The organism is Streptomyces dioscori, from assembly GCF_003024195.1.
Classification (GTDB): domain Bacteria; phylum Actinomycetota; class Actinomycetes; order Streptomycetales; family Streptomycetaceae; genus Streptomyces; species Streptomyces dioscori.
This window is the reverse complement of record NZ_KZ679053.1, coordinates 126,407-148,188: the sequence shown is the minus strand read 5'-3', so window position 1 is coordinate 148,188 and position 21,782 is coordinate 126,407. Positions and strand designations below refer to the sequence as shown.

The 21,782-nt window shown below is 69.5% G+C and carries 19 protein-coding genes; 10 read left to right on the top strand and 9 right to left on the bottom strand.

Going from position 1 to position 21,782, the window contains the following annotated elements:
* The first annotated feature begins 27 nt into the window (after positions 1-27).
* A complete protein-coding gene (locus C6Y14_RS33925; protein WP_107020716.1) occupies positions 28-1,242 on the top strand; it encodes an amidohydrolase family protein in 1,215 nt (404 codons plus the stop codon).
* 156 nt (positions 1,243-1,398) lie between these two features.
* Here C6Y14_RS33925 and C6Y14_RS33920 read toward each other — a convergent pair whose 3' ends face one another.
* Positions 1,399-2,034: a LysE family translocator gene (locus tag C6Y14_RS33920; protein ID WP_107020715.1), complete on the bottom strand. Its 636-nt coding sequence runs from the start codon at positions 2,032-2,034 to the stop codon at positions 1,399-1,401.
* Between the two features lie 180 nt (positions 2,035-2,214).
* On the opposite strand from C6Y14_RS33920, the gene C6Y14_RS33915 reads away from it, so the two are divergent.
* Positions 2,215-3,315, top strand: a complete 1,101-nt coding sequence (locus C6Y14_RS33915; RefSeq protein WP_107020714.1) for an ArsR/SmtB family transcription factor — start codon at positions 2,215-2,217, stop codon at positions 3,313-3,315.
* Positions 3,316-3,365: 50 nt separating this feature from the next.
* Here the strand turns inward: C6Y14_RS33915 and C6Y14_RS33910 are convergent, their stop codons facing one another.
* The 3 genes from C6Y14_RS33910 to C6Y14_RS33900 are packed head-to-tail and all read right to left on the bottom strand — an operon-like array spanning position 3,366 to position 8,394.
* Positions 3,366-4,670, bottom strand: coding sequence for an aspartate aminotransferase family protein (locus C6Y14_RS33910; protein ID WP_107020713.1), 1,305 nt, complete (start codon positions 4,668-4,670; stop codon positions 3,366-3,368).
* Positions 4,667-6,727 (bottom strand): hydantoinase/oxoprolinase family protein, encoded by a 2,061-nt coding sequence (locus C6Y14_RS33905; protein WP_107020712.1) that lies wholly within the window; start codon positions 6,725-6,727, stop codon positions 4,667-4,669. Before C6Y14_RS33905 ends, C6Y14_RS33910 begins: the two co-directional genes overlap by 4 nt.
* A 2-nt stretch (positions 6,728-6,729) precedes the next feature.
* Positions 6,730-8,394 carry a hydantoinase B/oxoprolinase family protein gene (locus C6Y14_RS33900; protein WP_263973115.1) on the bottom strand — a complete coding sequence of 555 codons (1,665 nt, stop codon included), beginning with the start codon at positions 8,392-8,394 and terminating at the stop codon, positions 6,730-6,732.
* A 157-nt stretch (positions 8,395-8,551) separates the two neighbouring features.
* On the opposite strand from C6Y14_RS33900, the gene C6Y14_RS33895 reads away from it, so the two are divergent.
* From C6Y14_RS33895 to C6Y14_RS33860, 8 genes are all read left to right on the top strand, one after another.
* Positions 8,552-9,382 carry a BKACE family enzyme gene (locus C6Y14_RS33895; protein WP_107020710.1) on the top strand — a complete coding sequence of 277 codons (831 nt, stop codon included), beginning with the start codon at positions 8,552-8,554 and terminating at the stop codon, positions 9,380-9,382.
* Positions 9,379-10,788 carry an aldehyde dehydrogenase family protein gene (locus C6Y14_RS33890; RefSeq protein ID WP_107020709.1) on the top strand — a complete coding sequence of 470 codons (1,410 nt, stop codon included), beginning with the start codon at positions 9,379-9,381 and terminating at the stop codon, positions 10,786-10,788. The genes C6Y14_RS33895 and C6Y14_RS33890 overlap by 4 nt, the downstream gene beginning before the upstream one ends.
* Positions 10,785-12,104, top strand: coding sequence for a hypothetical protein (locus tag C6Y14_RS33885; RefSeq protein WP_107020708.1), 1,320 nt, complete (start codon positions 10,785-10,787; stop codon positions 12,102-12,104). Before C6Y14_RS33890 ends, C6Y14_RS33885 begins: the two co-directional genes overlap by 4 nt.
* Entirely contained in the window at positions 12,101-13,018 is a 918-nt protein-coding gene (locus tag C6Y14_RS33880; RefSeq protein ID WP_107020707.1) for an SDR family NAD(P)-dependent oxidoreductase, read from the top strand. The genes C6Y14_RS33885 and C6Y14_RS33880 overlap by 4 nt, the downstream gene beginning before the upstream one ends.
* Before the next feature lie 290 nt (positions 13,019-13,308).
* Positions 13,309-14,358, top strand: a complete 1,050-nt coding sequence (locus tag C6Y14_RS33875; protein WP_159074365.1) for a hypothetical protein — start codon at positions 13,309-13,311, stop codon at positions 14,356-14,358.
* A gap of 44 nt (positions 14,359-14,402) precedes the next feature.
* Positions 14,403-14,990, top strand: coding sequence for a UGSC family (seleno)protein (locus C6Y14_RS33870; RefSeq protein ID WP_107020705.1), 588 nt, complete (start codon positions 14,403-14,405; stop codon positions 14,988-14,990).
* Positions 14,987-15,913, top strand: a complete 927-nt coding sequence (locus C6Y14_RS33865) for an NAD(P)/FAD-dependent oxidoreductase (protein WP_107020704.1) — start codon at positions 14,987-14,989, stop codon at positions 15,911-15,913. The genes C6Y14_RS33870 and C6Y14_RS33865 overlap by 4 nt, the downstream gene beginning before the upstream one ends.
* A gap of 122 nt (positions 15,914-16,035) precedes the next feature.
* Positions 16,036-16,767, top strand: coding sequence for an SDR family oxidoreductase (locus C6Y14_RS33860; protein ID WP_107020703.1), 732 nt, complete (start codon positions 16,036-16,038; stop codon positions 16,765-16,767).
* A gap of 95 nt (positions 16,768-16,862) precedes the next feature.
* On the opposite strand, the gene C6Y14_RS33855 is transcribed toward C6Y14_RS33860, so the two are convergent.
* The 5 genes from C6Y14_RS33855 to C6Y14_RS33835 form a co-directional block, all read right to left on the bottom strand.
* The gene (locus tag C6Y14_RS33855; protein ID WP_107020702.1) at positions 16,863-17,648 is read right to left on the bottom strand and encodes a crotonase/enoyl-CoA hydratase family protein; all 786 of its coding nucleotides are present in this window, start codon (positions 17,646-17,648) and stop codon (positions 16,863-16,865) included.
* Between the two features lie 195 nt (positions 17,649-17,843).
* Positions 17,844-18,593, bottom strand: a complete 750-nt coding sequence (locus tag C6Y14_RS33850; protein WP_107020701.1) for a fumarylacetoacetate hydrolase family protein — start codon at positions 18,591-18,593, stop codon at positions 17,844-17,846.
* Positions 18,590-19,354, bottom strand: a complete 765-nt coding sequence (gene fabG / locus C6Y14_RS33845) for a 3-oxoacyl-ACP reductase FabG (protein WP_107020700.1) — start codon at positions 19,352-19,354, stop codon at positions 18,590-18,592. The genes C6Y14_RS33850 and fabG overlap by 4 nt, the downstream gene beginning before the upstream one ends.
* 59 nt (positions 19,355-19,413) lie before the next feature.
* On the bottom strand, positions 19,414-20,628 hold the full coding sequence (locus C6Y14_RS33840; protein ID WP_107020699.1) for an acetyl-CoA C-acetyltransferase: 1,215 nt from the start codon (positions 20,626-20,628) through the stop codon (positions 19,414-19,416).
* The gene (locus C6Y14_RS33835) at positions 20,621-21,781 is read right to left on the bottom strand and encodes a CaiB/BaiF CoA transferase family protein (RefSeq protein WP_107020698.1); all 1,161 of its coding nucleotides are present in this window, start codon (positions 21,779-21,781) and stop codon (positions 20,621-20,623) included. The genes C6Y14_RS33840 and C6Y14_RS33835 overlap by 8 nt, the downstream gene beginning before the upstream one ends.
* Position 21,782: the final 1 nt, after the last annotated feature.

Genomic DNA, 21,782 nt, shown 5'->3' with positions numbered 1-21,782 from the left:
AGCCAATCGAGACGAGAGGGAGTCGGGATGACGACCACCGAGCTACCGATGATCATCAGCGTCGACGACCACATCATCGAGCCCCCGACGCTGTTCCAGAGGTGGCTTCCGGCGAAGTACCAGGACCGGGCACCTCGGGTGGAGCGTCGAATGATCAGCAGGGAATCGAAGCTGTTCAACGGCCTGGTCGAGGACCCTGACGGGGACCCCGGCGACGTCTGGTTGTTCGGCGACTCCGCGTACGTGCTGCGACGGCCCATCCTCATCCTCGACGGCGTCGAGACCACGGCCGCGATGCGCGGTAACGAGCCGGCGACGTACGACCAGATGCACCCCGCGTGCTACGACCCACAGGCCAGGCTCGCGGCGATGACCTCCCAGCATGTCGAGGCCTCACTCGCCTTCCCCACCTTCCCGCGGTTCTGCGGTCAGGCGTTCAGTGAACAGACCAGCAAGGACCGGGCCTTCGGGATCGCGTGCGTCGAGGCCTACAACAATTTCATCGTCGAGGAGTGGTGCGGCGACTCGGGAGGCCGGCACATCCCGCTCCCGGTCGTGCCCCTGTGGGACCCGACACTCGCCGCGGCCGAGGTGCGCCGCAACGCGGCGCGGGGGGCCCGTGCGGTCACCTTCAGTGAGATCGTCGGCCACCTCGGCTTTCCGACGATTCACGACGGCAACTGGGATCCGTTCTTCGCGGCCTGCGAGGAGACCGGCACCGTCATCTGCATGCACATCGGCTCGTCGTCGAAGATGATGCCGATGCCGCCGGACGCACCCGACGTCGTCGCGACGACGCTCCAGTTCTCCAACTCATATGCCTCGATGGCCGACTTCATCTTCTCCGGCGTGCTCGACCGGTTCCCACGCCTCAAGCTCGCCTACTCCGAGGGCCAAGCCGGCTGGCTGCCCTACGCGATGGAGCGGATGGACCACGCCTACACCCACCACACGTGGGGGCTCGGCGAGATCAAGATGCAGGAGCTGCCCTCCACGTACATCCGACGCAACATGTTCGGCTGCATCTTCGCCGACCGGCACGCCATCGAGCAGGCTCACCGGATCGGCATCGACAACCTGATGTTCGAGGTCGACTTCCCGCACGCCGACGGCCCCTACCCGCACACCCTGGAGCACCTCGCCGGGCAGTTCGCCGGCATCGACGCCGAAACCACGTACAAAATCGTCCGCGGCAACGCGATCAAGCTGTTCCAGCTCGACCTGGACCGTCAGCCCGCCTGACGCCACAGGTGGTTGATGGCTTCGCCCCGCGCCCGCTGCGCGACCCGGACGCGCCGGAGCCGAAGGCGACGGCACTGGAGACCGACAGGCAGGCGGCTGCGGGCGGAGCCGGGGCGCTCACACCGCCGGACGCGTGGGGTGGACGTTGCAGCGGGGTCACTGGCGGGTGGTGGCGACGGTGAGCCCGAGGCCGATCAGTGCGATGCCGCCCGCGCCGCCGATCATCGACAGGCGCCGGTCGGAGCCGGCGAACCAGGTCCTGGCCGCTGAGGCACCCAGGCCCCAGACGGTGTCGCAGACCAGCCCGATCGCGGCATGGATCAGGCCGAGGAGCATCATCTGCAACGGGATGTTCCCCGCGTCGTGGTTCACGAACTGGGGCAGGACCGCGGCGAAGAAGACCAGGCCCTTGGGGTTCGTGGCGCCCACCACCAGGCCGTCCAGGACGGTGCGCAGATCACCACGCCGTTCGCCCTCCCCGGTCGTCAGATCGGCGCGCAGCCGGCCACGGTGGCGGTACGCCTGGACGCCGAGATAGACCAGGTACACGGCGCCGGCCAGCTTCAAGGCGGTGAAGACGGTGGTCGAGCTCTGGACCAGGGCGCCGACGCCGAGCGCGACGGCGAGGACGAGGGCGTAGCAGCCCAGGAGGTTGCCCAGGACGGTCGCGAGCGCGGTGCGGCGGCCGTGCGCGAGGGCGCGGCCGACGACGAACAGGACGCTCGGCCCGGGAATCGCGATCACGACGAGGGACATCGCGGCGAACGCGAGAAGGCTTTCCGTCTTCACCATGAGCTGGGACTTCCTGATCTGTGCCGCACAACCGGCGAAGGACGGTGCGGTGAGGGTCACCTGCAGCCTTTGCTCGGAACGGAGGGGGGTCGACCTGCGGCCGGACGGCGCGCGGTCTGCTCCTCCTGAGCCTGGCCGGGACGACCGGTTTTGATCAACTGATTGTGAAATCCTGCAATCGTGATCACCCTGCGCTTCGCCGAGACGGCCGAGGAGGACATCGCCTTCTCCGTCTCCCCCCTGCTCGAAGCCGTCCACTCCTGGCACGTCCTCACCGCCCCCGGCCACCACGCCCTGCACGTCCCCTGGGTCAGGCGGTGCCGCCGCCTGCCCGCCGGCCTGCGCCGGCGTATGCGTGGGCACGACTTCGTCGTGGCCGACTACATCCCCGCCCTCTTCGAGAGCCGCACCGGTGATCACGACGCCGACTTCGCGGACCAGCTCGCGGCCGTACGGGGCCTGCCGCCCGCTCTGCTGGCCACCGAACTCGCCCGAACGCTCGTCGACCGCACCCGCCACACCGGGGACGACCTCGTCGACGACCCCGCCACCCGCGACGCGGTACTCGCCGAGTACCGCCACAGCGACCCGGGCCGGGCGGCACGCCTGGAGAGCATCCTCACCGATCCCCTCCCCGTCCTCGACGACGCGCTCACCGTGCTGGAGGACTACTGGGACGCCGCTTTCGCCCAGGAGTGGGAGCGCGTCGAGCCCTCCTTGTACGAGTCGATCACCCGCTCAGGCGCCCGGATCGCCCACCACGGCCTGTTCCCGATGCTCCGCACCCTCGCTCCCCAGATCCGCGTGGACCCCGGCCGCCGGACCCTGCGCCTGGACCGTCCGCACGACCACGACATCTCCGTCACACGCGAGAAGCCCGTGACGTTCACCGCCAGCCACTACGTCTGGCCCCACGTCCGCGTCACCTGCGACGCCCCCTGGCCTCTGCGGATCACCTACCCCGCTCTGCCTCTCGCGCCCGCCTCGACCGCCCGCCCCGCCAGTCAGGAAGACACCCTCACGGCGCTCCGGGCTCTGGCCGCCGCCCCACGGCTGCGGATCGTCACCCACCTCGCCGCCCAGAGCCGCACCACGCAAGAACTCGCTTCTCTCCTCGGCCTGTCCCCCTCCGTCACCTCCCGCCACCTTCATCAGCTCACCCAGGCAGGACTCACCACCACCCGGCGCGAGGGCTACTACGTTCTCTATGCCCTCGCCCCTGCCCGCCTCGACGAGATTGCCACCGCCCTCGTCACCCTCGCCCCCGGGCCGGAGGACTGAGCGAACGCCGGCGACAGCCGGTCGGGTCCTTGCCCGACGGGCTGTCGCCGCTAACGGAGCAGGCGTCGATGGGTGGCCACCACGTCCGCCACGGCGTCCACGAAGGAGGCCACGTCCGTATCGGTCACAGGGAGCGGAAGCGCCAGGTAGCCCCTTCGCGCGATGTAGAAACCACGCAGCATCAGCTCAAGATGCAGCAGGGTGCGCTTGTCGGGGGCCGGGGCGATGTGGCGACCACTGACTATGGGGGAACGCTGGAAGTGCAGCCCCATGATGGAGCCGACACCGGTCGCCCGGACGGCCACGTCGTACTCGATGAAGAGCGAGTTCAGCCGGTCCCGGAGTCTGTCCCCCCGCGCGTTCAGCTCCCGGGCGGCCTCGGGTGTGAAGACATCGCGCAGCCCGACGAGGCCGGCTGCCATGGTGACCGTGTTGTTGTTGAACGTCCCGGGATGCGACAGGCTGCCCGGCACACTCGGGTCGAACCGCTCCATCAGGCGCCGGCTGCCTCCGAACGCACCGAAGCCGAAGCCCGCACCGATGTATTTCCCGAACGTCGTCAGGTCGGGCACCACGTCCAACCGTTCCTGAAGTCCGCCCGGCGCCAGTCGCGAGGTCATCACTTCGTCGAGAATGAACACGACGTCGTAGCGCGTCGTCGCCTCGCGGATCGCGCGGACGAACTCGGCGGTCGCAGGCACCGCGCCACCACCACCGAGCATCGGCTCAAGGATGACGGCGGCCAGATCGTCACGGTGCTCGCGGATGGCGGCCAAGGTCCCGGGCACGTCGTTGTACTCGCAGACGACATACGGGTACGGAGCGTTGAGCGGAGCCTCGCCGCGGAAACTGAGCACGCCTCCGTGATAGCCGCTCTCGAAGGCCAGCACCTTGCTCCGGCCCGTCACGGCACGGGCGGCCCCGATAGCGAAGAGGTTCGCCTCGGTTCCCGAGTTCGTGAACCGCACCAGCTCGACCGACGGAAAGCGGTGGGTGATCTCCTGTGCCAGCTCCACCTCGTACTGATTGGGGCCGCCGTACGACAGCCCCTCGTCGAGGACCTTGCGCACGGCGGTCAGGACCGCAGGGTCGGAGTGACCGTAGAGGCCGGCCGAGTACTCACCGAGCAGGTCGACGTAACGGTGCCCGTCGAGATCGGTGAGGAACTGCCCCTCCCCCGCGACGAAGGTGACCGGGAACGGCGAGTAGTAGAGCGAGGTCCGTGTGTTGCCGCCGGGCATCACGGTCGCCGCCTGCCTGAACCTGCGCTCACTTCGGGGATTGTTCGCGACGTACCGCTCCTCGGTCACGGCGAGCACTTCCCGCAGCGCGGCCTCGACGTCGGTGGTGGTCATGGGCTCCTCCTCGTGGCGGACGGCTGGGACAGGCGGATATCGAGCCAGCCGTGCTCGTCGACGACTGCGGAATCGCCGGCGCGCAGCAGCACCGTGGTGGTGGCCGACTCGTAGAGGGCGGGACCGGTGATGCACTCCCCCTGCGTCACGGTCTCCATCCGGTGCACCGGTACGTCGGTCCAGCCGTCCAGGTAGACCTGCCGTACGCCGGCCTTCGCGCTGCGGCCGTTGCCGGTCGACAGCGGCTCGGCGCGTAGCTCCGGCAGCTTTCCGACGATGGTGGTCCGTGCGTTCACGATGACCACCTCCTGGCCGGGCGCGTTGTAGGCGTACAGCTGCTGGTGGCGCTTGTGGAACCGCGCCACGACCTCGTCGATGAAGTCGTCGGCATCGACGTCCACGTCGTTGACGGGGACGGTGATCTCGTAGATCTGCTCGCCGTAGCGCATGTCGAGCGCACGCTGGACCTCGATCCGGCCGTCGAACCCGTCGAGCCGGGCACGGCCCTCGCTCTCCATGTCGAGCAGCACCTTGCGCATGGCGTCGACCGAGGTGGACGCGGCGTCCCCGATGTGGGAGCGCACCATCTCGAAGCGCAGGTCGGTGGCGAGCATTCCCCAGGCCGACAGGACCGAGGCGACATTGGGGACGATCACGCGCTTGATGTCGAGCAGCCGCGCCACCTCGGTGACGTGCACACCCGCTGCTCCCCCGAACGAGACCAGTGTGAAGCCGCGCGGGTCGACGCCACGACGGACCGACATGATCCGAATGCCCTCGGCCATGGTGGTGTTGACGACCTTGGAGATCCCGGCGGCGGCTTCGACGGTGGCCACTCCCATCGTGCATGCCACTTCCGCAACCGCGGCTTCGGCGGCGGCGGGGTCCAGGGGAAGGTCGCCGCCGGCGAAGCCGGCCGGGTCGAGGAGTCCGAGGACGGCGTTCGCGTCGGTGACGGTCGCCTCGGTTCCTCCGCGGCCGTAGCACGCCGGACCGGGCAGGGCGCCGGCGCTCTCCGGACCGACGTGCAGGATGCCGCTGTCGACCCGGGCGATGGAGCCGCCACCCGCGCCGAGCGTGTGAATGTCCAGGGTCGGCAGCGAAACCTTGGCGAGACCGACCTGCTTCTCCGCGCTCAGCGGCGCCTCGCCGTCCTGCAGCAGGGCGATGTCGGTGCTCGTACCTCCCATGTCGAAGGTGATCAGCTCCCCTGTCCCGACGAGCTTGGCGGCCTGCCGGGCGGCCGCGATACCACCGGCGGGCCCCGACAGGACGGCCCCGGCGGCGAGCCGGGTCGACTCCGGGATCGTGGCCACGCCGCCGTGCGAGTGCATGATCATGACTTCACCGGCGTAGCCCGCGTCCGCGAGGCGACCGCTGAGCCGGGACAGGTAGTCGGCCAGTACCGGGCCGACGTAGGCGTTGACCACGGTGGTCCACACCCGCTCGTACTCCTTGATCTGCGGCAGGACCTCGCTGGAGAGGGAGATGTAGGTATCCGGAAGCCGACCGCGCAGCGCGGCAGCGGTCTCCTGCTCGTGCTCGGGGTTGCGGTAGGAATGGAGATAGCAGACGGCGATCGCCTCGGCTCCCGACGCTGCGGCCGCCTCGACGGCGGCCGCGAGCGACTGCGCTGCGAGGGGGATCGCCGCCGTACCGTCCGCCCGCATCCGTTCGCGGACCCCGAAGCGCCGGGCCCGTGGCACCAGCGGCTGCTGCGGCGCCATCCGCACGTTGTAGCGGTCCTCCTTCATCCCTTCGCGCATCTCGATCACGTCCCGGTGACCCTCGGTCGTGAGCAGGGCGACCTTCGCGCCCTTGCCCTCCAGCAGCGCGTTGGTGGCCACTGTGGTGCCGTGCACGATCCGTTCGGTCTCACGCAGCATCTGCTCACGCGTGGTGCCCAGCGCGGCGGCGAGCTTGGTCAGCCCCTCCAGCAGCCCGTCGGAAGGGTCTCGCGGGGTGGAGGAGGATTTGGCGATCACCACCTTGCCGTCGCCGTCGACGGCGGCCAGGTCGGTGAAGGTGCCGCCGATGTCGATGCCGATCCGGTACATGTTCAGGTCCCTGTCGTGAGGAGGGCGCGGTCGGTGGTGTCGTCCGCCGAGACGAAGCCGTTCTCGATGTCTTGCCGCCGGGCATCGGGAGAGCGCTCGGCCGGTGGTCCGTAGCCACCGCCGCCCGCGGACTCGACGAGGAAGACCGAGTGGGGCGGTACCTCGATGTCGACTTCCTTGGTCCGCAGCTCCCGCACGTGCTCACCCGCGAGGAGCCGGTACCGGTGCGGAACGCCGTCGCGGCCACCGCACGTCCCGTACGACGGGTGTCTGACCCCGTCGCCGGCGGTGTTCGCCACCGCCGTCCCCTCGGTCTCCATGCGGAGCCGCAGCACCGAGCCGGCGCCTCCCCGGAACTGTCCGTCGCCGAAGGAGTCGGGGCGGAACTCGTGGTGTTCGAAGAAGAGGGGGAAGCGGACCTCTGCGACCTCGATCGAGCCGAACTTGGAGGAGCCCATCGCCTGGCCCTCGCCCGCCGTCTCCCATCCGTCTCCCGCAGGGGACGCGCCTCCCCCCGGCCGCGCGTGGAAGAGGTGCCAGATGAACTGGCGGCCGGTCCGTGGGTCGACGCCCTTGATGGCAATCCGGAACCGCCGACCCCAGCCGGCGATCACACGGTCGGGACATGCTCCCACCAGAGCCTTGATCACCGACTCGGCGATCTCCTGGGCGCAGTGGTTCGTGGCCAGCGTGACGGGCGCCGGGGGACGTGCCCACACCACCGTGCCCTCCTTGGCCGTCACCGTCAGCGGCCGGAACGTCCCCGAGTTCTTCGGGGTTCGCGGCTCGATGAGGAAGGACAGGGCCATGTGGACCGCGGACATCATGTTCGGGTACGACGAGTTGATGAAGCCGGTGACCTGGGGGTGGGAGTCGCTCAGGTCGACGTGGAGGGAGTCGCCCGAGACGGTGACCTGGGCCCGGATGTGGATGTCCTCGGTGCCGTGGCCGTCGTCGTCCAGCACGGCCTCACCGAAGTAGACACCGTCGGTCCAGGTCGAGATGCAGGCCCGGGTCTGGCTCTCGGCGCTGTCGAGTATGGCGTCGATGGCTTCGGTGACCGTTTCGGTTCCGTACTCGTCCAGCAGCTGCAGAATGCGCCTCTCTCCCACCCAGGAGGAGCCGATCATCGCGCGGAGGTCACCCAGGAAGTCGTCGGCATGGCGCACATTAATGGCGATCATCTGCATGACGTCCTCACGGACCGTGCCCGCGTCGTACAGCTTGAGCGGGGTGATCCGTAGCCCCTCCTGCCATATCTCGGTCGCGGCCGGGTTGTACGCGCCGTGCGTCGAACCCCCGATGTCGCTCTGGTGGGACCGGTTGATCGACCAGAAGAGCAGCTTGTCCTCGAAGAAGACCGGAACGAACGTCGTGAGGTCCGGGAGGTGGTTGCCGCCGTGGTAGGGATCGTTCAGCAGATACACGTCTCCGGGGTTGATCGAGTCACCGAAGAAGTCCGTGATGGCGCGGACCGCCCAGGGCATCGAGCCCACGTGGATGGGAACGTGCTCCGCCTGTGCGACCAGCCGCGATTCGCGGTCCGTGATCGCTGTGGAGAAGTCCCTGCTTGAGTTGAGGATCTGCGAGTAGGCGGTGCGCAGCATCGCCTCGCCCATCTCCTGCACGATCGCTTCGAATCGGTGGGTTATGACCGATACGGTCACAGGATCGACCACGGGCTCCTGCTCTCTTATGGTCCCGGGCGCCTCGCGAGTTGCCATGAAGACAGAGGCGACTGACGGTTGCCGAGATATCATACTCCACATACCGTATGTCTGTGACAACGAACCTTCAGGCTTCTCCAGTCCTCAGGAGGCGGGCGTGAGCGTGATCATCACCGTGGCGCCGACGGGCCCCATCGCGACGAAGCAGGACAACGCCTGGTTGCCGACGCAGCCCGACGAGATCGCCGACCAGGTCGCCGAGGCCTACGCCGCGGGGGCCACGGTGGCTCACCTCCACCTGCGTGACCGCAACGACCGGCCGACGGCAGACCTCTCCATCGCGGCCCGAACCGTGGAACTCATCCGGGAGCGCTGCCCCGTCCTGGTGCAGTTGTCGACCGGAGTGGGCTTGAGCGTTCCGTTCGAGGAGCGTGAGCAACTCGTCGAGCTTCGCCCCGAGATGGCGACGCTGAACCCGTGCAGCATGAGCTTCGGCGAGGGCGAGTTCCGCAATCCACCCGCCGGCGTGCACCGACTCGCCGCCCGCATGCAGGAACTCGGCGTCAAACCGGAGCTCGAAATCTACGACACCGGGCATCTCGACGCCTGCCTCCGGCTACGGGACGAAGGACTGCTGGTCGAGCCGCTGCAGTTCAGCATCGTCCTCGGGGTCCGCGGCGGCATGGCCGCCACCGCGGAGAACCTCATGATGATGGTGCGCAGGCTGCCCGAGGATGCGGCTTGGCAGGTCATCGCCATCGGCCGGGCCAACCTGGAGCTGACGGCGATCGGGCTGGCACTCGGCGGAAACTGCCGGGCCGGACTGGAGGACACGCTCTACCTCCGCAAAGGTGAGTTGGCTCAGGGCAGCACCCCGCTCGTCGCGCGCGCGGCAGACATGGCGCGCGCCCTCGACCTCACCATCGCCGACGTCGACAGCACACGTCGCCGGCTCCAGCTGCCCCGCCAGGAAGGCCGACCGCGATGACGGACCAGTTTTCGATGACCATCGGCGGCAACGCCGTCACCACTTCGAGGTCGTTCGAGGTGGTCGACCCCGCCACCGGCGCACCGTTCGCCACTGCGCCCGAGTGCACGACGGCCCAGCTCGACGAGGCGATGCAGTCCGCCCAGGACGCGTACCGGACCTGGCAGCGGGACGAGTCCGCCAGGCGGAAGTCACTGCTTGCGGCTGCCGACGCCGTCCTCGCGGCGGCCGACACGATCGCCCCCCTGCTGACCCGCGAGCAGGGAAAGCCACTCGCCGACTCCCGGATGGAAGTGCGCTCGGTGGCGCTGTGGCTGCGTCACTTCGCCGGCCTCAAGGTCGACGACGAGATCCTCCAGGACGACGACAAGGTCCACATCCGTGTGCGGCGCCGCCCCCTCGGGGTCGTCGCCGCGATCACGCCGTGGAACTTCCCTCTCAGTCTGGCGGCGTGGAAGATCGCGCCGGCACTGCGGGCGGGCAACACCATGGTCCTCAAGCCCTCGCCCTACACACCGCTCGCGACCCTCCTGCTCGGTCAGGTGCTGTCCGAGGTGCTGCCGGCCGGTGTCCTGAACGTGGTGAGCGGCTCCGACCCCCTTGGTGCCCGCATGACGGAGCATCCTGTTCCGCGCAAGGTCTCCTTCACCGGCTCAGTAGCCACCGGCAAGCACGTCGCGGCCTCGGCGGCGCCGGACCTGAAGCGCATCACCCTGGAGCTCGGCGGCAACGACCCGGCGATCCTGCTCGACGACGTCGACGTCGAGGCGGTCGCCGAACGGCTCTTCTGGTCGGCCTTCCGTAACAACGGGCAGGTGTGCTCCGCGGTCAAGCGTGTGTACGCCCCGCAGGACCGCTACGACGAAGTGGTCGAAGCTCTCGCTTCCCTCGCCGCCGCGGTACGGGTCGGCGCCGGAAGCGACCCGGAGAGCCGGCTCGGCCCTCTCAACAACGTGCCTCAGCTGGAGCGCGTGGCCGGGCTGGTCGACGACGCGGTCCGCCGCGGGGGGCAAGCCGTCGTCGGCGGGGCCGTCGTCGACGGCCCCGGCTTCTTCTACCGGCCGACCATCCTGCGAGGGGTCGCCGACGGCATGGCCGTCGTCGATGAGGAGCAGTTCGGGCCGGTGCTCCCGGTACTGCCCTACCGCTCCGTGGACGAGGCGGTCGAGCGCGCCAACGGCACCCGCTTCGGGCTCTCGGGCTCGGTCTGGGGCACCGACGCCGACCGCGCGGCGGCCGTGGCCGACGAACTGGACTGCGGTACCGCCTGGGTCAACACCCACCTCGCCCTCCGTCCCGACCAGCCCTTCGGCGGTGCGAAGTGGAGCGGCATCGGCGTGGAGAACGGATATTGGGGGCTGCACTCCTTCACCGAGGTGAAGGTGCTCCACCGGAGCCACGCGTGACTGCCCCGTCGGCCTCCCCGGTCATCGATGCCCTGGCCCGAGAGCCGCTGTCGGCCGCCCAGCAGACGCGCTTGCACCGGGCCATCTGGGCAGAAAGGGGCCGCCTGCTGGATGTACCGGTCACCGTCACCCCGTGCCCCTTCGACGACACACAGCTACTCGGCCTCCGGCGCGAGGGCCGGGCCGTCGGGTATCTGCCGCACGAGCTCAGCTCGCACCTCACGAGGGACCGGTTCCGGGCGGTGTTCCCGGACATGGATTCCTACGCGGAGTCCCCGGCCAACGGCTTCACCAACGACGGCGACGTCTGGGGGTGGTTCGACTACGAGGCTGCCCGCGACGCGCCCTGGCTCGACCTCGACGAGACGGCCACGCTGAAGGCGATCGCGGCGGCCGGGCGGACCATGCTGACGCTCGACCAGTACATCGTGGCCGGCCAGGACCAGTACGTACTGACCGGCCATCACCTCGATGACCGGCGCAGCTGGTCACGGCTGGCCACGTCCTACGACGGGCGCACCATCGCGGCGCGCTTCGACGGTGACCAGCCGGAGGAGGGCCGCGAGAACGAACCGCCCACCCCCGGTTCCCTGCTGGTCGCCTACGACCTCCGGCCCAGCGACAACGGCCGGATGCTCGGGGTCCGCACACGGTCGGCAACCCCGCCCTTGAAGGCACTCTGGGACGACCTGTGGACACGGACCACCGACGCCTACGTCCGGGCCGGTTACCCTGCCCGGCTCGGCACCGCTCCTGCCGACTACCTCGCCGGGCTGCCACGCGTCCCGCAGCAGCCCGCCGCCTACACGGACCGATTCGCCGTACCTCTGGTCGTCGAGCCACGCATCCCCTGGCAGGAGCAGGCCCGGCTCCTCGGCATCCGTCTTTCGAGTCAGTCCCAGCGCTTCTCCTTCGCGGCCGTCGATCCGACCGCGAGCCCGGACAGACCCTATGTCGGCTGGTTCAACGCGTGGCACGCCCGCTTCCCCGGGCCCATCAGTTCGATCGACGCCCGTGCCCAGCTCGTCGCGGACGAGTGCGGCGCCACGCCGATCGAGCTGTTGGCGATGAACACGGCACTGCCCGACCTGGTGCGGACATCGCGCTTCTTCGAGGCGGTCGGCTTCGTGATGACCACACCCACCACCGAGCACATCACCAACCGCAGCCCCGGTCGCTGCCTGTGCCTGTACCGCTGGCGGGGAGCGCCGGAACTCGGCGCCAACCAGCACCCCATGCCCTACCCGATGTTCCGGCCCCTCGTCCGGGGACGGGACGTCACCACCTTTTCCGCGACGACTGAGGAACGCCGATGAGCACGCATTTCATGCAGCAGGTACTCCAGGACCACATCGACGCCGGCCACGGATCGCAGACGGTGTGGTGGGACGAGAAACGCATCCCGCTCGACAGCATCGGGAAGCGGGTCACCGACCTGCTGGACCTGCGAGGCCGGCGTGCGGTCGTCACGGGTGGCGCGGGTATCAACCTCGGCCAGGCTTGCGTGAACAGGCTGGCCGGGCTGGGCGCGGACGTCGCGGTGGTCGACCTGAGCCAGGAGCAGGTACGTCAGCGCGGGTTCTCCAGGCACCCGTCCGCACCGGACGCGGCCGGCGTCGCTGCCGCGGCGGCCGAGAAGTGGGGCACCAAGGTCGTCCCGATCCACGGCGACGTCATGGACTGGGACGGCGTGCGGACCGTCATGTCCGAGGCCGCCGAGGCGCTGGGCGGCATCGACATCCTGGTCAACAACGCGGCCGACGTCGTCGTCGGAGACTTCGTCACCTTCGGGCGCGAGGAGATCGACCGGTCCGTCCGCGGCACGCTGACCGGACCGATGTACTGCACGCGCGCCGTGCTCGACCACATGCTGCCCGAGGGCAGGGGCCGGATCATCAACATCGGTTCCGAGGCCGGAAGTTCGGCCATGCCGTGGCTCACCGTGTACGGCGCCCTGAAGGCCGGACTCGGGCAGTTCACCCGGTTCCTGGGCAAGGAGCTCGGCCCCCAGGGGATCCAGGTCCTCGGGGTCAACGCCGGCTCGATGTGGGGCCCGGACCGTCCGCTGACCGAAGACCGTCCCGAGACGCTCTACCCCCGCGGAAGGACAGCCATCCAGCGCTACGAGCTGCCTGAGGAGGTCGCGAACATGGTGGCCTTCCTTGCCAGCGACGCGGCCAGCGCGATGAACGGGGCCATGATCGACATGGGCGGGGGGATGGCGGTCTGAGCACGTCGCCGATTTGTTCCGGCAACGGCCCCGGCAGCGGTTCGCGAGCGGTTCAGCGAAGCGGAACGCAGTCGTGGCCGACTGCCCGGCACCCGTGTTGACTACGGGCGCCACAAGGACCGACAAACCCCGGGACCGATGCCCGCGGCGCATCCGGACGAGCCGGTTCGCGTCATCCCCGACGTTCAAGGAGAGACCATGAAGGTCGAAGTCCACCGAAAGGCCCTCAGTTCCACAGGACTCGACGTCGTCAGCATCGATGGCGGCGCATCCCGGTGACGGCCGCGACAGTGACCGGCGAATCCGAGTCCGCGCTGAGCGACGAATTCGCCCGGCGCGGCTGGACCGACGGGCTGCCCGTCACGGTGCCGACGGCCGAGCGAGTGCGCGCCTGCCTCCTCGCGGCGGGCCGGGAACCTGACGATGTCCTGCTCAGCGTCGAGGAGAACCGGCGTGAGGTCACCGTCCGGCTGGCCGCGGTCAACGCCGTGCTGGCCGGCTGTGCCGCGGAGCATTTCCCCGTCGTGGTGGCTGCGATCGAGGGCTGGGCGGACCGACGATGGGGTGCGGGAGACCGGACGTACTTCTACATGTCCAACGCGAGCACGGGCGGCGGGGCTCAGCTCACGGTGGTGAACGGGCCCGTGCGGCAGGCGCTCGGCATGAACAGCGGAACCAACCTCTATGCCCCCGCCGCCCATGCGAACGTGGCCATCGGGCGGGCTCTTCGGCTGATCCTCCGCAACGTCCTCGGTTTCACTCCGGACAGCCTGGACCAGGCGACACAGGGCCACCCGGGCAAACTCGGCTTCTGCATCGCGGAGAACGAGGAGAAATCGCCCTGGGAACCGCTGCACGTCGAGCACGGCTTCGGCGCGCAGGACAGCACCGTGATGGTGATGAGCGGCCGGGGCCCCGAGCCGATCGAAAACCGCACCGGCACCAGCGCCGAAGGCATCTTGTACACCATCGCGGACACCCTCTCCCGGCTCGGCGCCATGATGCCCGGTGGCCCGGTGGTCGTGGTCATGGGGCCGGAACACGCCGACCTCGTCGGCTCCAAGCACGGCTGGTCGAAGCAGGAGGCCAAGCAGTTCCTCTACGAGAACTTCCGACGACCGGTCGCCGACCTGGCCAGGGCCGAACTCAAATTCCGGCCCGACCCGGTGCGGGACAGGACCGAGGGTGGCATCACCTACCGCTACGGGGCGCGGGACCCGGGAGACATCGCGTTGATCGTGGCCGGCGGCCGCAACGCCGGCATCTCCTCGGTGATCACCAGCTGGTGCTACGCCACCCCGCCGGGCGAGTTCATCGTCGCGCCGGTCCGGGTGCCCTGAGCGCGTACACCACCGACAAGAAACCCAGCAGCAAGGAGGTCCCGATGGCGATCGAGGCGTTGGTCCCCGTACCGGACGATGCGGTCGCGGAGGTGAGGACAGCGACACGGCCGGCGCGCACCGAGAAGCTGGTGGTCGGGCTGCTCGCGAACACCAAGCGGAACGCGCCGGAGCTCCTGAAGGCCGTCGCGGCCCTTCTCGACCCTGAGCTCCCTGGCGTCGAGTTCGTCGGTCCGGTCGTCACCGAGGGAGTGATGCTGCCGTCCGCAGCGCAGCTGGACGACATGGCCGACCGCTGTGATGTCGTCCTCACCGGCCTCGGAGACTGCGGTTCCTGCTCGGCGACGACGATGCATGTCGCCACGGACTTCGAGGCGCGAGGCGTCCCGGCCGCCGCCATCTGCACGGAGCCGTTCCTGGCTTCGGCATCCGCCATGGCCGCGCGCCGTGGCCTGCCGGGATATGCCTTCGCCCGCGTCGCACACCCCGTGTCGAGTCTGGAGCAGCACGAGATCGAGGAGCGCGCCCGGCAAGCGCTGCCGCAAGTACTGAGCATCCTGGGCATCGACGCGCTCAGGGAAGCAGCACGCCGCGAGGAGCTCGTGGCCGGGATCGGCGAGGTGGCCGGATGAGCAACGCCGACGAGTACGACGTCGCGGTGGTAGGCGGTGGACTCGCCGCCTTGTCCACCGGTCTGTTCGCGGCCGGCTTCGGCCTGCGCACAGTCGTGGTGACGGAGATCGTGATGGGTGGCGAACTGATCAACCTGGAGGAGGTGGTGCACTTCCCCGGGATGTCCGATCCGATCTCCGGCAGTGAGCTGGCCGGCCGCGTCGAGGCGCAAGCGCTCGCGGCCGGTGCCGAGTTCGTGTTCGACGACGTCACGGAAATCACCAAGGACGGCACCGGGTTCGCCGTTCGCGGCCTCGAAACAGACATCCGGTCTCGGACAGTCGTCGCCGCGATGGGGGCCGGCCGCCGGCGTCTGGGCCTGGACGCCGAAGGTGATCTGGAAGGTCGCGGCATCTCCTACTGCGGCACCTGCGACGGCCCGCTCTTCAAGGAGAAATCGGTCGCTGTGGTCGGAGACCACGACTTCGCCGCTCGCGAGGCACTGGTCGTCTCCCGCTACGCGTCGTCCGTCACCTTGATCACTCGACGTGCGGAGCCCGACCTCTCCGACGCGACCAGGTCGGCCATCGACGAGAGCGACCGGATCCGCGTGCTGTCCCACGCGAAGGTGGAGACGCTGACAGCCTCCGGTGGGACGCTGGGAGCGGTCCAGATCCGCGACCTCGAAACAGATGGAGTCCTTGGCCTCGACGTCGCGGGACTCTTCGTCAACGCCGGCCTGGAGCCGAGGTCGTCGCTGCTGCGGGGCCTGGTGGATCTCGACCCGGACGGATTCGTACGCGTGGATGTCGGCATGCGGACCTCCCTCACGGGGCTGCTCGCGGTGGGTGAGCTCAGGTCAGACTTCGTCGGCTATGCGGTCGCTGCGGCCGGTGACGGCGCTGCCGCCGCGGGATCGGCGCGCCGCCTCATCAGGAGCTAGCCGTACACGAACGCGATGAGCCCTCCCCGGAGCGGGCCGGACCCGGTCAGGCAACCGCGGTGGCGCCTGCCAGGGTGCAACGCACCCTGGTTCACTGCGGCGCCGGCGCCAAAGATGAAGCCATGACCGATTCGAAGATCATCCTCGTCACCGGCGCCAGCAGCGGCATCGGTGCAGCAGTGGCAGCGCATCTGGCCGCCGAAGGACATCACGTCGTCGCCGGGGCTCGGCGCGAGGACCGCCTGGCCGGCCTGGCCGACCGTGTCCGGGACGCCGGCGGCAGCATCGACGTGCGGCGCCTCGACGTCACCGACCGCGCGGACGTCGCCGCGTTCGTCGACGCCGCGGTGGCCGAGCACGGGCGGGTGGACGTCATCGTCAACAACGCCGGGGTGATGCCGATGTCCCGGCTGGATGCACTGCTCGTCGATGAGTGGGATCAGATGATCGACGTCAATGTGCGCGGGCTGTTGCACGGCATCGCGGCGACGCTGCCGCACTTCCAGCGGCAGGGTGGTGGGCACTTCATCACGATGGGGTCCACCGCGGCGCACGAACTGGTGCCCACGGGCGCGGTGTATTGCGCGACCAAGTTTGCGGCGTGGGCGATCAGCGAGGGCCTGCGCCTGGAGGTCGACCCGTCGATCCGGGTGACGACCATCTCCCCCGGTGTGGTGGAATCCGAAATCGCCGAGACCATCACCGACCCCGCCGCGGCCCAGGCGATCAAGGAGTACCGGGCGGGCGGCGTCATCTCGCCTGATGCCATCGCCCGCGCGATCGCCTTTGCCATCGGAGAACCTGCGGACGTGGACGTCAACGAGTTGATCATCCGGCCGACCGCGGCACGCTGATGACGCACCGTTGACTCTGCGCAGAAGGGGCGCCCCATGGATGGGGCGCCCCTTCTGCGCAGAGTCAACGGGATCGTGGCGCAGGTGCGCCGCGGTCACCGCCCCTGCCATCGGGGCGGCCGTCTCTCCTTGAAGGCCGCGATGCCCTCCGCGACGTCTCGTGAGGTGAGCAGCCGCGCCTGGAGCTCGTTCTGAACGCCGAGCAGGTCGTCGGTCATCCCGTCGGCTGCCGCGTTGACCAGGTGTTTGCTCGCCTGGACCGACAGAGGCGCGTTCTTCGCGATCCGCGCGGCCAGGGCCACCGCGGACTCCAGGGCACATCCGGGGTCGACCAGCTCACTGACCAGATGCAGGTCCAGCACCCGCTCGCCCGTCAGCCGCTCGCCCGTCAAAGCCATCCGCATCGCCACGGAATGGGGAAGCCTGGTGGGCAGCCGAAGGAGACCTCCCGCGGAGGCGATCAAGCCCCGCGTGACCTCTGGCAGCCCGAGTTGGACAGTGCGCGAGGCCACGATGAGGTCGCACGCGAGGGCCATCTCGAAACCGCCGCCGAGGGCGTACCCTTCGATCGCCGCGATCAGCGGTTTGCGCGGTGGCCTCTCGGTGAGACCGCCGAAGCCCCGCCCCGGCACCATCGGCGACTGACCGGCCGCCACGGCGTGCAGGTCAGCACCGGTCGAGAAGGCCTTCGGCCCTCCGGACAGGACCCCGACGCGCACGGTGTCGTCCTCATCCAGCCGGGTGAAGGCATGCGCGAGCAGCTCGGCGGTGGGCTGGTCGATGGCGTTGAGTACCTCGGGGCGGTTGATGGAGACGACCAGGACGTCATCCCGAACCTCAAGCAGGACCGTGGGGTCCGCGTCGCCGCCGTCTGTGCTCATCGGTCAGCGCTCATCGACAGTGGGGCCGCAGCGGCCTGTTCGAAGGACTTGTCCCGTCACGGCTTCTCTCTCCTTGAGGTGCTGGGGTCCATGGGGCCGAGCATCTGTGTCACGGCGATCGACAACGTCGGCGTCGGCCCGACGCCGAACCGGGTGGACGCCGAACCAGGTGGACGCCGGCAGACCGGCGACCGGTCACCCGGCGGCGACCACCGGGTTCCGCAGCGTGCCGATCCCGGCGACCTCCACCTCGACGAGGTCCCCGGCCTGGATCGGCTCGATCTGCGGAGGCGTACCGAGGCAGACGAGGTCACCGGAACGCAAGGTCATGAACCTGCTCACCCAGCTCACCACCTCGTCGGTCGACCAGTTCATCCGGGAGGTGACCGTGTCGGTGACGACCCGGCCGTTGATGCGGGCACGAAGCGCTGTGTCGTCCGGATCGAGCTCCGTCTCGATGACGGGGCCCAGCACGCCGAAGGTGTCGAACGACTTCCCCGGCAGGAAGGGGAAGTTGGTGTTCAGCCCGAGGTCCGTCGCTGTCACGTCGTTGACGCAGGTCCAGCCGAGGACGTGAGCGCGTGCCTCCTGCGGGGTGACCTCGCGACAGGTCCTGCCGATCACGGCCGCGATCTCGGGTTCGTAGACCACGGTGCGGCAGATGCCGGGCAGGACGATCGCCTCGCCGTCACCGATGAGGGAGCTGATCGGCTTCACGAAGAAGCTCGGGCCGTCCCGGCCGTCCCGCCCCTTCCAGTTGCCGAGCAGGCAGACCACGGTGCTGGTCGCCGTGACCGGCTTGACGAGGGTCAGCGCGCCGGCCGGACCGAGGTCGCGCCCCTCCCGCCCGAGGTCCTCGATGTCGAGCAGCTCGATGGAGTGTTCCGGGTCGAGGCGGGCCCAGACCTCGTCGCCGGAGCCGAGCCGGATCCGCGCGATTCTCATGCCTTCGGCCCACCGGCGACGTAGAGCACCTGTCCGGACACGAACGAGGCCTCCTCGCTGACGAAGAACGACACCGCCGCGGCGATGTCGGCAGGCTGCCCCACCCGGCCGACGGGGATCTCGGCAGCGCGCATGACGGCGTACTCGTCGTACGGCATGCCGATCCGAGCCGCGGTGTCCCGGGTCATCTCGGTGACGACGAACCCGGGCGCCACGGTGTTGGCCGTGACACCGAACTTGCCGAGCTCCATGGCCAGGGTCTTGGTGAAACCCTGGAGCCCGGACTTCGCCGCGGCGTAGTTGGCTTGGCCCTTCTTGCCGAGCGCGGAGGTGCTCGACAGGTTCACGATGCGGCCCCAACCGGCGTCGACCATGTACTTCTGCGTGGCCCGTGACATGAGGTAGGCGCCACGCAGGTGCACGTTGATGACGGCGTCCCACTCCTCTGGCTGAAGCTTGAAGAGCAGGTTGTCGCGGACGATGCCGGCGTTGTTGACCAGTACCGTCGGTGCTCCCAGTTCCGCGACCACGCGATCGACCGCGGCCGTGACGTCGTCCTCCACCGAGACATCCGCGCCGACGGCCAGCGCCGTCCCGCCGGCGGCCGCGATCTCTTCGACGGTGGTGGCGCACGCCTCCGCGGTCAGGTCGAGGACGGCGACGGCGCAGCCGTCGGCCGCCAGTCGGTTCGCGACTCCGCGGCCGATCCCTCGGGCACCTCCGGTCACGATGGCGACCGGGCTCCTGTCGTTGCCGAACACAGTGGCTCGTCCTTTCCTCAGAACAGGTCACCTCGTGGCGACCTGTCGGCGTCAGCCCTTCAGGCGAGTCGTTCGAATATCGCGGTGAGTCCCTGCCCACCGCCGATGCACATGGTTTCGAGGGCATAGCGCCCCTCGCGGCGCCGCAGCTCACGGAGCATGGTGGCGAGGATGCGCGCGCCGGTCGCCCCGACGGGGTGGCCGAGCGAGATGCCGGAGCCGTGGACGTTGACCCGGTCCCAGTCCGCGGCGCCGAAACCCCACTCCCGCGTCACGGCCAGGACCTGCGCGGCGAACGCCTCGTTGATCTCGACCAGGTCCATGTCGGCAAGGGCAAGGCCGGCCCGCTGCAGAGCCCGGGCGGTCGCGGGCACCGGTCCGATGCCCATGCGGGCCGGCTCGACACCGGCCGTCGCCCAGGTGACCAGGCGCGCGTACGGCCTCAGCCCGAGTCGCTCGGCCATTTCCCGAGTGGTCACAAGACAGGCCGCGGCACCGTCGTTCTGGCCACTGGAGTTGCCGGCCGTGACCGTGGCCTCCGGGTCCTGACGGCGGAGCACCGGTGCGAGCCGGGCGAGGGACGCGGCGCTCGTGTCCGCTCGGATGTGCTCGTCGGCACTGACCGTGACCTGCTCGCCACGGGGGCCCGTGGTGGTGATCGGGACGATCTCCTCGGCGAAGACGCCGGAGGACCGGGCCGCCGCGGCGCGGCGGTGCGAGCGCACGGCGAGCTCGTCCTGGTCCTCGCGTGAGATGGCGTACTCGCGACGCAGGTTCTCCGCGGTTTCGAGCATGCCACCGGGGACCGGGTGGTGCTTGCCGCCGGCCGTGGTGCGCGCCCGGGCCAGTCGGTCGTGCAGCACCACGGACGCGGTGCGTCCCGGGAACCGGATTCCGTTCGTGTAATGCTCGACCGCGCTCATGCTCTCGGTTCCACCGGCGATGACGACGTCCGTGACTCCCGTCTGCACCTGCATCGCGGCCGTGCAGACCGCCTGCAGCCCCGATCCGCAACGACGGTCGAGCTGCAGCCCGGAGACGGACACCGGCAGCCCGGCGTCCAGCGCGGCGACCCGGCCGATCGCAGGCGCCTCGCCGCTGGGATTGCACTGTCCGAGAACGACCTCGTCGATGTCCGCGCCCGGCACACCCGTGCGGCGAAGCAGCTCGGCGACCACCGCCGCAGCCAGCTCGCCGGCCGAGACGCCGGCCAGAGCTCCGCCGTACCGCCCGACCGCGGTGCGCACGGGCTCGCAGATCACGGCGTCACGCATCGAGGGGCTCCTTCGCGGAGACCTCGGAGGCCAGCCAGGCCCGGATGGACTCGCCGGCGTTGTCCAGCGCGGGCGGGCGGTGGCGGTAGCGCGGCGGCGTCAGGGAGTAGGTGACGGGGTTGCGTACCATCGGCACCCCTTCGACGTCCACGACGGGTTCGAGGCCCAGCCGGGTCGCCGTCTCCACCCCGCGCCGTACGTCGTTGATCGGACCACACGGCAGACCGGCGCGGGTGAGCAGCCCGGCCCACTCGTCGGCGCCGCGAGTGGCCAGCACGGCTTCCAGTTCGGGGCGCAGTTCATCGCGGTGGTCGTTGCGCAGCCCCACCGAGGCAAACCTCGGGTCGGCCGCGAGGTCAGGCCGTCCGAGCACGTCACACAGGGTTCGGTACTGCCGGTCGTTGCCGGCCACGACGATGAGCTCTCGATCGGCTGTGGGCAGCGGACCGTACGGGAAGAGACTGGGATGCTCGTTCCCCATGCGCTGCGGCACCACCCCGCCGGCGACCCAGGCCGAGGACTGGTTGATCATCGACGAGAGGGCGCTGGAGAGCAGATCGATCTCAAGGAGCTGCCCGTGACCGGTGGCGGTCCGGTGGTTGAGGGCTGCCAGGACCGCGACCGCCGCATGCAGCCCGGTCATCACGTCGATGGCCGAGATACCCGTGCGCAGCGGGGCCCCGTCGGCCTCACCCGTCATCGCCATCATCCCCGAGGCAGCCTGGATCAGCAGGTCGTAGCCGGGCAGGGCCGCGCCTCCACGGGTGCCGAAGCCACTGATCGCGCAGTAGACGAGACCCGGGTTGGCGGCCGCGACCTGCTCGTAGCCCAGGTCGTAGCGCTCCGTGGTCCCGGGCTTGAAGTTGTGGACGAGGACGTCGGCCCGGTGGGCGAGCCTGCGCGCCAGTACGAGGTCGCCCTTGTCGGCGAGGTCGAGCGCAACCGAGCGCTTGTTGCGGTTGACGGCCAGGTAGTACGTCGACTCCTCGTCCCGTACCGGCGGCTTGAAGGTCCTCGTGTCGTCGCCCGCCGGGCTTTCCACTTTGATGACCTCGGCGCCCAGATCACCGAGCAGCATGGTGCAGTAAGGACCTGCCACGATGCGGGAGAAGTCCGCGACGAGCAGCCCCGACAGTGGTCCGTCGCCCGACATC